General features: G+C 68.1%; 9 protein-coding genes and 1 tRNA gene. 3 read left to right on the top strand and 7 right to left on the bottom strand.

The window, feature by feature from the left end:
• Nucleotides 1-689: 689 nt before the first annotated feature.
• From G495_RS0108570 to G495_RS0108545, 6 genes are all read right to left on the bottom strand, one after another.
• Complete coding sequence (locus tag G495_RS0108570; protein WP_028587472.1) at nt 690-1070, bottom strand: hypothetical protein; 381 nt, start codon at nt 1068-1070, stop codon at nt 690-692.
• Entirely contained in the window at nt 1067-1375 is a 309-nt protein-coding gene (locus tag G495_RS21035; protein ID WP_035251427.1) for a helix-turn-helix domain-containing protein, read from the bottom strand. The genes G495_RS0108570 and G495_RS21035 overlap by 4 nt, the downstream gene beginning before the upstream one ends.
• A gap of 466 nt (nt 1376-1841) precedes the next feature.
• The gene (locus tag G495_RS22995) at nt 1842-2222 is read right to left on the bottom strand and encodes a metallophosphoesterase (protein ID WP_028587470.1); all 381 of its coding nucleotides are present in this window, start codon (nt 2220-2222) and stop codon (nt 1842-1844) included.
• A gap of 23 nt (nt 2223-2245) precedes the next feature.
• On the bottom strand, nt 2246-2461 hold the full coding sequence (locus G495_RS0108555; RefSeq protein ID WP_028587469.1) for a hypothetical protein: 216 nt from the start codon (nt 2459-2461) through the stop codon (nt 2246-2248).
• A 133-nt stretch (nt 2462-2594) separates the two neighbouring features.
• Entirely contained in the window at nt 2595-3596 is a 1002-nt protein-coding gene (locus tag G495_RS0108550; protein ID WP_028587468.1) for an integrase, read from the bottom strand.
• A 123-nt stretch (nt 3597-3719) separates the two neighbouring features.
• Nucleotides 3720-3796 (bottom strand) — tRNA-Arg (locus G495_RS0108545).
• A gap of 485 nt (nt 3797-4281) precedes the next feature.
• Between G495_RS0108545 and G495_RS18360 the strand changes: the two genes are divergently transcribed.
• From G495_RS18360 to G495_RS0108530, 3 genes are all read left to right on the top strand, one after another.
• A complete protein-coding gene (locus G495_RS18360; RefSeq protein ID WP_051445207.1) occupies nt 4282-5631 on the top strand; it encodes a bifunctional folylpolyglutamate synthase/dihydrofolate synthase in 1350 nt (449 codons plus the stop codon).
• A gap of 251 nt (nt 5632-5882) precedes the next feature.
• A complete protein-coding gene (gene selA, locus G495_RS0108535) occupies nt 5883-7280 on the top strand; it encodes an L-seryl-tRNA(Sec) selenium transferase (RefSeq protein WP_028587467.1) in 1398 nt (465 codons plus the stop codon).
• A 23-nt stretch (nt 7281-7303) separates the two neighbouring features.
• The gene (locus G495_RS0108530; RefSeq protein WP_028587466.1) at nt 7304-8707 is read left to right on the top strand and encodes an aminopeptidase; all 1404 of its coding nucleotides are present in this window, start codon (nt 7304-7306) and stop codon (nt 8705-8707) included.
• Nucleotides 8708-9292: 585 nt separating this feature from the next.
• On the opposite strand, the gene G495_RS0108525 is transcribed toward G495_RS0108530, so the two are convergent.
• Entirely contained in the window at nt 9293-10984 is a 1692-nt protein-coding gene (locus G495_RS0108525) for a glycosyltransferase family protein (protein WP_028587465.1), read from the bottom strand.
• Nucleotides 10985-11033 lie beyond the last annotated feature (49 nt).

Here is an 11033-nt window from a genome sequence, read left to right as displayed (position 1 = left end):
CCGCAGTCGCCCCCCGCGCGGGGGGCGTGGATTGAAACGTACAGTCCGGGGATGATGTTGTTCCTTTGCTGCCTCCTTAGCAGGGGAAATGAAGTCCCGCTCTTCCAAGATGGATAGCCCTTGTGATCTAGATTTTCGATTCAGCGGAGCGCTGGGATGGAAGGCTCAATTCAGCAATGAGAGGGCTCTCCGTGGATTGAAGGCAACGGAGTAACCCGGCTGGGGAACGATGGACAGCATGAGGGGTTTTGGGGGAGTCTTGAGAAAGGATTTTGGTGATACCCCCGCGTTACAACCCCTCCATCCGGAGGGGTTGTACGCCTGGCAGCGGTGAGGAATGGAGAGCGCCGCCAGGAAGATAAGTGGCCCCTCATAGGCCTGCAAGGGGCAATGGTAATGGCCCTAAGAAACTGGGGATAGCAGGAATAAAATCTGCAAATGGGCCTGCATTTGCCCCTGAGAACAGGTCTGAGGAGTCCTCTGAGGAGACACTGTTGAGTCCCCTGAGGAACCCCCTGAGGACGTGCCGGAATGTGCTCCTGATTTCGGCTATTAAAACGCCTCTGGAAATCCATGAACGCACTATGAACGAGGTTAGGAACCGGACTCTGAGAACGGCTCTGCACCCGGCAGTCAAAGCAAAAAGCCCCTGGACCTCCAGGGGCTTTAAATACTGCGCGCAGAGGGTGTCAGGATAGCACTCCTCCGGGTCCGATCTCGCCCCTGAGGATGCGCCCCACCAAGTCCGTAATCTCGTCCATCCGCTCAGGTTCGGCTGGATTGATGCTCACCCGTTCGGCCCACGTCGTAGCCCGGCGCAGCAGGAGTTCGCGCACGTCCTCGCCGGGGATCTGATCGGCGGGCAGCGGTTTGCCGAGGGAGTAGACCGAGCCTGAGCGTGTGAGGACGGTCTGGCCCTGAGCCACCGTACCGCTCTCGATCGGGCTGGTGATAATCGCGCGGGAGGACTCCTCGCCGAGAACAGTCCGGCCCGCCAAGAAAGGCACGGGCCCCTTATTGCTCGGCCACCAGAGGATCCGCCACCGCTCAATCACGCCGATATGCATCATAGCTTGATCTCCCTGGCGCGGCGCGGGATCCTTTCTTCGTCCAGGGCCAGACCCAGCTTGTCTTCGGCGATGTCGGCCAGGCCCATCCAGTCGGTGCCGAAACCAAGCGCGAAGATAACAGCGGCATAGCTGCCCATGCTTACGCCGGGATTTCCTTTTTGGATCTTCGATAGGGTTTCGCGGCTTATGCCCGCCCGATCGGCAACCGTCACCATTCTCAGGCGACGGCGCAGGCGGGCCTTTTTCAGCGACTCTCCGAGTTTCTTGAGTCCGCTTCGGACGATGATGGGTTCCTTTTTCGGCATAATGACCAGAATATTAGGCAGTAATTTAGTTTATGACAAGAAATATAGCCCTAACACCTATGGGGGCGCTACCGCCAACCATCCCTGGTCTTATTCCGCAACTCCGACACGACTGCAGCCACATAATCCGGATCGTACGGCTCCAACCAGGTCAGCCACTCTCGCGCAGGGCTCCACCAGGCCACCTTGCCCAGGGCCGTCCATCGGCACCCCGCCGGAGTCACGCCCGCGGCGAATCGGTGGAAGTGGCCAGCATTGAGCAGGCCTGCAGCGCTCCAGGACGCCCTCCAGCGTCTTTTCCAGCGGGGCCGGGCTCATGTCCCAGCCGTGGGCTGATTCCAGAATCTCCCGTGTCCCGCTCGTGCGGTCCACGACCATCATGGCGACGGCCTGCGGCAGGGGGTGCGAGATCACCACGTCGACACGTTCCGGGAGCGCGGCCAAGTCGATCTCCGAGGCCTCAAGGTCACGCCAGACGGAGGCCCCCTCCACCCGGAGTGGCCAGTCGACGGACTTCGCGCCCCCCTAGAAACAGCACCACCCTGCCATCAGGCAACGTGAGGGTTGAGCCCGTAGGCTGGTAGATCACGCCTGGGGCCATTTCGGTTGGCTTCGTCAGATCAGCGAGCAGCGGCCAGCACTCGTGATTGCCCGCGCACCAATGGACCGGGACACGCCGTCCGTTTGGCGTCACGTTGCGCCCGAGCAGGCGCTCCTCTATGAGGCCTGGGAAGTTGCCAAAGTCGCCGACCTGTAGGATGAGATCCGGCTCCGCATGCTCCGAGAGCCAGGCCAGGGCCTCCATGTCGCCGTGGAGGTCTCCGAGGATGGGGATACGCGAGAGCATGCCAATCCCACGCCTTCGTGCTGTTAGCCCTTGGGCAATGGGCTCGTTGCGTTGGGAAAGAGCCTGGTCACTATCTCAGTGGCGAGTGTAAACGGGTTCGTTCCGGGCATGGGGCAAAATTCGTGGGTGATGCCACCACGGATGCGGATGCGCATGACGCGGGTGAAAGTGAAGCCTGCGTAGGCTACCTCACGCCCCTGATCGAACCAGGTCTGGCCGAATGCTACATCTCTGCTCATTGCTCATCTCCTGTTCATTTGTGCGCCTTGACTGCTTCCGAAGCGTTGTTTTTGAGATGAATCCCGAGAGCCTTTTGTGATCAGGAAGAAGCCTCATGTTCGAATTAGCCGTGTATTCTTTTGGCCTTGCGAATTAAGCCTTCTGTCCCCGCTTGACCCCGTCCAGGCGATCCGCCAGCCTGTGTGCACGTAAATGGCTATAGCGCGCAAGCATCTGAAGGGTCTTGTGCCCGCTGATGGTCTTGATCTCCATCACATCCAGGTCGGTATTTTCAAACAAGCGGCTGATCGCCTCGTGCCGCAGATCATGGAATCTCAAGTCAGGTAACCCAGCGCCAGTGCTGGCTCTATGAAAAAGTTTGGTTATCCAATTCGCGCTCAGGCCAAACACTTCGCCTTGAATATTCCTGGGGATCGATTTGAGGATTTCGATCGCACTGCGCGACAGCGGCACTGATCTGGCTTCGCCGTTTTTGGTCATGGGGAGGTGTATGAAGCGTTGCTTGAGGTCGACACGATCCCAACTGAGTTCGGCGATCTCCGACCGGCGCATGGCTGTCTCCAAGGCGAAGAGGATCACCGGCTTGAGGCGTTCATCCGCGGCCTGCAGCAGCTGCTCTTCTTCTTTCACTTCAAGGCGGCGAGACCGCCCGGGTGGGAGCTTGGGCTTGTTCACCCGCTTGGCTGGGTTGTGAAGGGATTCCATGCCCCAGTCCGTGCTGGCGATCCCATAAATGCGCGAGATGAGATTGATTTCGTGGGTTATCGTCTGCGCGCCTGCGCCTTCATCCTGACGGAGCCTGATGTGCTCGGCGAGATCCTTGCCGCGGATCGCGGCGAGGTGCTTGCTGGAGATGGGGCGATTGGTAATCTGGCGGATTCGGCTGCGGACCTTGCGAGGTGTTTTGTAGTTATCGAGATATTCCAGCTCGAAACGCTCCAGCGCTTCCTGGAGGGTGGTGCTTTCGGCCTCGCGGCGGCTGACGAAGACGCCTCTGTCGATTTCCGATTCCACCTCCCGCGCCCATTTTACGGCGTCATCGTATGCCTCAAAGGTCTTGCTCTGAGGAGGGAAGCCCTTGCGCTTGATTTTGACGCGGAACTGGTAGGGCCCGCGCTTCTCGATACACGCCATTACGGTCTCCTTTCTTAATTGGGATGTTCCCAAAAAGTTCCCATAAAGACAAGGGGGAGGATAAAAACAGGATGGAAAAAGAAAAGAATCTCAGCTATCATACTGAGATTCTTTAATTTTAATTGGCGCGCCAGGGAGGGATCGAACCCCCGGCCGTCGGCTTAGAAGGCCGATGCTCTATCCAACTGAGCTACTGGCGCGCGCTGGGGGATGCGTCTTATATGCCACGACGCGCCGCGCGGTCAAGGGAGGGCGCCGGGCGCGGGCCGGGCGCGGGCCGTGGGCGAGGTGGAACGCGGGGCCGGGGTGTGGGAACCGGGGCGTGGGGCCGGATGGCACCCGGGGCGCCGGGCGCGGCTGGCGGGGCGCGGGGGAACGTGCTATTGGCCCGGTCATGGGAAAATCCGCATCCACCCGCCCCGCGCGCCCTTGCCCGGCAGGCGCTGCGACCCGCGAGCCCGCCGCCTCCGCGCCGTGCGCACCATGTGCGCCCGGGGCGGCCTGCGGCCCTGAGGCCTCTCGCCCCGCAGACCCCGCGACCTGCGGGCCTGCCGCCCCCGCGCCGTGCGCGTCGTCCGCGTCCTGTGCGCCCGGGGCGGCCTGCGGCCCTGCGGCCTCGGCTTCCGCCCGCCCCGCGCCCCTGGCCTGTTTCGCGGACCTCGCCGCCCATCTGGACGCCCGGGGCATGTTCCATATGGACTTCGGCCTGGGGCGGATGCGCGCGGCCCTGGAGGCCCTGGGGCTGGCGGGGCGCCAGGAAGGGGGGCGCCCCCTGCCGGGCGCAGCGGTCGCCGCACCCCCGGGGGCGGCCCGGGGCCCTGGCGCCGTGGCCCGGCCCGTGGCCGTGCAGGTGGTGGGCACCAACGGCAAGGGCTCGGTGTCGCTGATGCTGGCCGAGATCATGCGCGCCCACGGGCTGCGCGCGGGGCTGTACGCCTCGCCGCATTTCGTGGACGTGCGCGAACGGGTGCTGGTGGACGGGCGCAAGCTGGACGAGGCGGCCTGGATGACCCTTGGGAGCGCCGTGCTGGCTACCCCCGGCGGGCCGGAGCTGACCTATTTCGAGTGCGTCACGGCCATCGCGGCCCTGGGCTTTGTCCGCGCGGGGTGCGCCGCGGTGGTGCTGGAAGCGGGCCTGGGCGGCGCCCACGACGCCACCACCGCCCTGGATGCGGACCTCACGGTGTTCACGCCCATGGGCCTGGACCATATGGCCGTGCTCGGGCCGACCCTGGCGCATATCGCCCGCGACAAGGCCGGGGCCATGCGCCCGGGCGTGCCCGCCGTCAGCGGACCCCAGCCGCCCGAGGCCATGGCCGTGCTGCGCGAGCGGGCCCGCGAGATCGGCGCGCCGTTCATGACCGTTGCGGATGTCCTCGGCGCGGCTCCCCCCGGGCCGTGCGCCGGGGTGCCCGCCCCGGCCATGGCCGGGGAGCACCAGCGCGAGAACGCGGCCCTGGCCCTGGCGGCCTGGACGGTGCTGGCCCGCGCCCGGGGCTGGGCCTCGGACCCCGCCGCCTGCGCCCGGGCCATCGGCGCCGCACGGCTGCCGGGGCGGCTGCAATGCGTGCCGGGCGGGCCGGGGCGCGCAGAGCTCTGGCTGGACGGCGCGCACAACGCGCCCGCCCTGGAGCGCCTGGCCCGGGCCGTGGGCCGCGCCGTGCCGCGCCCCGCCGCCGTGATCTTCGCCTGCATGGCCGACAAGGATCTGGCGGCCATGGCGCCCCTGGTGGCCGGGCTGACCGCCGGGCCGCTGTGGCTGCCCGCCCTGCCCGAGGTGCCGCGCGCCCTGGCGCCCGAGGCCGCCGCCGCGCTGCTGGGCCCGCGCGCCGTGCCCCTGCCGGGGCTGGCCCGGGCGTTGGAGCTGGCCGACGGGCTCGGGGACGGCGCGGGGGCCCCGGGGCCGGTGCTGGTCTGCGGCTCGCTGTACCTGCTGGGCGCCTTCTTCGCCCTGCGCCCCGAGGCCCTGGGCACCCGGGGGCCGGACCTGGCCCTGCCGCCGCTCCCGGCCCCGGAGGACGGGCCCTCGGCCTGACGACCCGCCGCCTTCGGCCTGCCCCGGCCCCGGCCCCGGGCCCGCCTGGGTTCGTGGTGCTGCGTACGCTCGGTGTGGACGCCGAAAATCCGGCGCCGCGTCGCCCCGCGTTTCGCCCGCCCGGGGCTTTCGGCCCGCCTGGGCTTGCGGGGCGGGCCGGGGCAGGGTAGCATCCGCGCTGCGCCGATGCCCGCCCCGCCGCGCCCCGCGTGGTCGGCGCCGCCCCGCACCCGAGCAACAGGACAGGACCGATGCACGAACTCTTCCGCCGCCTGCCGAGCATGGACGCCGCCCTGGCCGAATTGACCGCCGCCCCGGACCTGGCGGCCCTGCCGCGCCCGCTGCTGCGCGAGGCGGTCACGGATTTCCTGGATTCGCTGCGCCGCGACATCCGCGAGGGCCGCGTGGCCGACCCCGCCGCCCTGGACCCCGCCGCCCTGCGTCCGGCCCTGGCGGCCTTTGCCCGCGCGGCCTGCCGCCCGCATTTCCGCCGCGTGCTCAACGCCACGGGCGTGGTGGTGCACACCAACCTGGGCCGCTCCATCCTGGCGCCCGAGGCCATGGCCGCCGTGGCCGACGCCTGCGCGCGCTACTCCAACCTGGAATTCTCGCTGGCAACGGGCGAGCGCGGCAGCCGCTACAGTCACGTCGAGGCCCTGCTCGCGCGGCTGACCGGGGCCGAGGCCGCCCTGGTGGTCAACAACAACGCCGCCGCCGTGATGCTCGTGCTGGACACCCTGGCCAAGGGCCGCGAGGTGGTCGTTTCGCGCGGGCAGCTCGTGGAAATCGGCGGCTCCTTCCGCATTCCCGATGTCATGGCCCGCTCGGGGGCCATCCTGGTGGAGGTCGGCGCCACCAACCGCACCCACCCGCGCGACTACGAAGGCGCCATCACCGAGAACACCGCCGCGCTGCTCAAGGTCCACTGCTCCAACTACCGCATGATCGGCTTCACCAGCGAGGTGGGCGCGCGGGAGCTGGCCGAGATCGGCGCGCGCCACGGCCTGCCCGTCATCGAGGACCTGGGCAGCGGCAGCCTGGCCGAGCTGGGCGGCGGGCCCCTGGGCGAGCCCACGGTGCAGCAGGCCGTGGCCGCCGGGCTGGATGCGGTGACCTTCTCGGGCGACAAGGTGCTGGGCGGGCCCCAGGCCGGGATCATCGTGGGCCGCGAGCGCTGGATCGCGCGGCTCAAGAAGAACCCCCTGAACCGCGCCCTGCGCATCGACAAGATGACCCTGGCGGCCCTGGAGGCCACCCTGCGGCTCTACCTGGACCCCGAGGCGGCCCTGCGCCGCGTGCCGACCCTGCGCATGATCACCGCCACGGCGCAGGAGCTGCGCGTGCGGGCCGGGCGGCTGGCGCGGCGCCTGCGCCGCGACCTGGGCGCGGCGGCGGTGGTCGGCCTTGCGCCGGGCATGTCGCGCGTGGGCGGCGGGGCCTTCCCCGAGCGCGATCTGCCCACCACCCTGGTCACCCTGGCGCCCGCTGACGGCACCGGGGCCGAGGAGCTGCGCCGCAGGCTGCTGGGCACGGACCCGCCCCTGGTGGGCCGCACCCAGGACGACCATTTCTGCCTCGACCCGCGCACCCTGGGCGACGACGAAATTTCCCTGGTGGCCGCCGCCCTGCGGCAGGCCCTGGTTCCCTAGCAGACGACCCCCAAGGAGACCCCATGTCCGAGAAGAAGACCGACCTGACATACGAAACCCGCAACTGCTGGGACGTGTACGCCGCGCCCAAGGACCGCAAGGCCATGGACGCCCTGGCCGCCCGCTACCTGGAGTTCCTCTCCGCCTGCAAGACCGAGCGCGAGACCATCGAATATGTGTGCGCCAAGGTGCAGAAGGCCGGATTCAAGGACGACCTGGGCCACGACATGGTCTGGCGCGACATGCGCGGCAAGACCATGTTCCTGGCCCGGCGCGGCAAGCGGCCCCTGTCCGCGGGCGTGCGCCTCGTGGGCGCCCACGCCGACACCCCGCGCCTGGACCTCAAGCAGCACCCGCTCTACGAGGAATGCGGCGTGGGGCTGGCCAAGACGCACTACTACGGCGGCATCCGCAAGCACCAGTGGTTCGCCCGGCCCCTGGCCCTGCACGGGGTGGTGGTGCGCGCCGACGGCCAGGCCGTGGTGGTCAACATCGGCGAGGACGCGGGCGACCCGGTGTTCACCGTGCTCGACCTGCTGCCGCACCTGGCCTACGGGCAGATGGAAAAGACCGTGACCAACGCCTTCGAGGCCGAGAAGCTGAACATCGTTTTCGGCCACGAGCCCCGGGCCAAGAAAGCCGCCAAGGGCAAGGACGGCGCGGCCTCCGACGAGAAGAACCGCGTCAAGGGCCGCGTGCTGGACATGCTCAACGCCAAGTACGGGCTGGTGGAGGAGGACTTGTTCTCCGCCGAGCTTCAGATCGTTCCGGCGGGCGCGGCGCGGCCCGTGGGGCTGGACGGCTCGCTCATCGGCGGCTACGGCCAGGACGACCGCATCTGCGTCTTCGCCGCCCTGGAAGCCCTGCTGGCCGCCAAGGCCCCGGAGCACACCCAGGTGGTGCTGTTCTGGGACAAGGAGGAGATCGGCTCCGAGGGCGCCACGGGCGCCAAGAGCCTGTTCTTCGAGTATTGCATGGACGACCTGGCCCGGGCCTGGGAGCCCGGCGCGCGGCTGTCGGAAATCTTCCTGAACACGCGCGCCGTGTCGGCGGACGTGCACGGCGCCCTGGACCCGGACTACCAGGACGTGCACGAGAAGCTCAACTCGTCGCTGCTGGGCCACGGCCCGGTGTTCTGCAAGTTCACCGGCCACCGGGGCAAGGTCGGCGCCAACGACGCCCACGCCGAGTATGTGGGCTTCCTGCGCAACCTGCTGAACCGCGCCGGAATCCCCTGGCAGATGGCCGAGCTGGGCCGGGTGGACCTGGGCGGCGGCGGCACGGTGGCCAAATACCTCGCGGCCTACGGCATGGACATCATCGACTTCGGCCCCGGCGTGCTCTCCATGCACTCGCCCTTCGAGATCAGCTCCAAGGCCGACCTCTACGCCACAACCCTGGCCTACCGCGAGTTCCTGCAAAGCTAGCGCAGGCTGCGGCGTTGGGTGGCGTCGCGCGTAGTAGACTTGAAGAATGAGAAATCCCCCGCGACGGTGTGCCGTCGCGGGGGATTCAATATTCAATTCTATTGTGCTTAGTGCCTTGGTCCCAAAAGAATGAGGTGTAGCTCGTCTGAACCAATAGAGCTACTCCCGATTGTGTCTTTGCGCATCGATGCGATAAGGTTGATTAGCGAATCACGCTGTTCTTTTGTTGCAGTTTGAGCACCCATTTCTTGAAAAAAAGCAAGAGATTTAATGACATTATCTGATCCATAGAGGCATATCCGACATTTCGTCTCAGAAGTCTGGCTGTCCAAAGCGGATTTCGCACTTGGATCTTTAGTGATGTTGTGATGCCCGTATCTGCTTACGCAACTCCAAAAATCAAGATATGCTTTTACTCGTATCTCTCTATTGTGCCGCTTTTCTTCAAGATATTTTGTGAAATAGAATTGGAGAAATGCACCAATGGTGACTGCACATAGGGATATGAACGCTGTCAACATAAGACGGCTCCTTTAGGCTGTGGGAGTATGCATTGATGTATTGTCTCCTCATCTCCCTTCGCACCTACACCCCCAGCCACTCCCTCAGCGCGGCCACGCGGTGGGTGTAGGTGTGGTGGGTGAGGATTTCTGTGCGCCAGGCGGTTTGTATGTCGTGGCGCAGGGGGGTGCCGGGGGCGAGGCGGCGGGCCAGGGTGGGGAGGTCGGCAGGGGTGGCGAAGCGGACCTCGCGGACTAGCTCCTCCGGGAAAAGGGACAGGCCCGGGGTGGCGTCGGTGAGCAGCAGGCCGCCTGCCGCCCAGACGTCGAAATGGCGCTGGGTCAGGCCGTGGGGCAGCAGCAGGCTGGTGGCGTTGAGGGTCCAGGCGGCCTGGCGGTAGATGGCGGGCAGGGTGGTGTAGTAGTCCACGGGCGGGCGCAGGGTGGCCCCGGCGGGCAGGCGTTCGGCCCAGCCCTGGTCGCCGTAGACCGTCAGGCCCAGGGGCGCGGCGGCTTCCAGGCAGGCGGCGCGCAGCTCGCGGCTGGCGGCGTCGGCCCCGGCCCCGATGCGCCGGGCCTCGGCCCCGGGCCACAGCGGCCAGATGGCCAGCCGCTCGGCCCACCAGTGGTAGTCGGGCCGCCCGCCCGCGCCGAGCATGGCCCGGGCCGCGTCCCATTGCCAGCGCGGCACGGCGCTGCCCGCGAAAAATTTCTCCCGCCCCGGAAACTGCGAACGGCCCACGAAGACCATCCGCCCGTCCAGGCCCAGGTCCGGCTCCGGGCCCACGCCCGAGGGCACGCCCCGGTCCGGCGCCATGGCGCCGCGGCTGCCCAGGGCCGTGCCTGCGCCCGCGCCCGCGCCGCCGCCCGGGCAGCCCGCATCCGTGCTCCCCCCGGTGCTCCCCCCGGCGCCCCCCCCGGCGCCTGCCCCCGCCCCCCCGCCCCCCCCGGGCGCGAACAGCTCCGGGCAGGCCGCCAGGGGCAGGTGCAGCACCTCGCGCACGCCGTGCAGGCGCAGGGCCGGGGCGAAGGACGCGTCGGTCAGCGCCAGCCGCACCCGGGTCCAGAAGGGCGAGCGCAGCCCGCTGACCAGATGGAACGGATTGTCCACGCACCACACGCACACCGGCACCCGCGCGGCGTCCAGCAGGTGGAACAGCTCACCGAAGGGGTCCAGGCCCCTGAAATTGACGCACAAGAACAGGGCCGGGCGCTCCTGGCGCAGCAGGGCGGGCACCAGCTCGCCCGTATGCTTCGGGGGCAGCACGCGCACGGCCAGCCCGGCCCGGGTCAGCGCGGCGGCCAGCTCGCGCACCAGCAGGTCGCCCTCGGCGCCCGGCAAGAGCACCGAGGGCCGGGGCGCGGGCAGGGCGGGCGCGGCCCGCAGCCCGGCCAGGAAACGGCAGCGGCCCAGAATCGGCCCCCAGAACGACGGGAACAGCCGCGCCCCGGGGCGGTAGACCCACAGCTCGGCCCCGGCGATGAGAAATTCGTCCAGGTCGCCGGGCTCCAGCAGGCGCCAGTGCCCGGGCAGGGCCGCGTGCCACGAGGGCGGCATCTGGGCCTTGAACCCGGGGGCCTCCATGGCGTATACGGCCCTGCCCGGCGGCAGCAGGGCCGCCGCCTGGGCCGGGTCCGGCCCTATGCCCAGCAGCAGCACATGGCCGCCCGGCCCGTCCGGCCCGCCTTCGCGGGTGAATTGCGCCGGGCCGTCGGGCGGCGTCTGGAGCATGCCCAGCTCGGTGGTGATGCGCGGTCGTTCGGGGCGTGTGTTCATGGGCTGCCAGGTGTTGCGGCCCCCGGGGGTCGCCTGTTACAAGAAATTT

The sequence above is a fragment of the Desulfocurvus vexinensis DSM 17965 genome (genome assembly GCF_000519125.1).
Taxonomy (GTDB): Bacteria; Desulfobacterota; Desulfovibrionia; order Desulfovibrionales; family Desulfovibrionaceae; genus Desulfocurvus; species Desulfocurvus vexinensis.
The sequence above is the reverse complement of the archived record's forward strand: the minus strand, read 5'-3'. Positions and strand labels throughout refer to the sequence as shown.

Coding starts and splice junctions, on each gene's coding strand:
- G495_RS0108570 (WP_028587472.1), bottom strand. CDS start 1,070: ATGATGCATATCGGCGTGATTGAGCGGTGGCGGATCCTCTGGTGGCCG.
- G495_RS21035 (WP_035251427.1), bottom strand. CDS start 1,375: ATGCCGAAAAAGGAACCCATCATCGTCCGAAGCGGACTCAAGAAACTC.
- G495_RS22995 (WP_028587470.1), bottom strand. CDS start 2,222: ATGCTCTCGCGTATCCCCATCCTCGGAGACCTCCACGGCGACATGGAG.
- G495_RS0108555 (WP_028587469.1), bottom strand. CDS start 2,461: ATGAGCAGAGATGTAGCATTCGGCCAGACCTGGTTCGATCAGGGGCGT.
- G495_RS0108550 (WP_028587468.1), bottom strand. CDS start 3,596: ATGGCGTGTATCGAGAAGCGCGGGCCCTACCAGTTCCGCGTCAAAATC.
- G495_RS18360 (WP_051445207.1), top strand. CDS start 4,282: ATGTTCCATATGGACTTCGGCCTGGGGCGGATGCGCGCGGCCCTGGAG.
- selA (WP_028587467.1), top strand. CDS start 5,883: ATGCACGAACTCTTCCGCCGCCTGCCGAGCATGGACGCCGCCCTGGCC.
- G495_RS0108530 (WP_028587466.1), top strand. CDS start 7,304: ATGTCCGAGAAGAAGACCGACCTGACATACGAAACCCGCAACTGCTGG.
- G495_RS0108525 (WP_028587465.1), bottom strand. CDS start 10,984: ATGAACACACGCCCCGAACGACCGCGCATCACCACCGAGCTGGGCATG.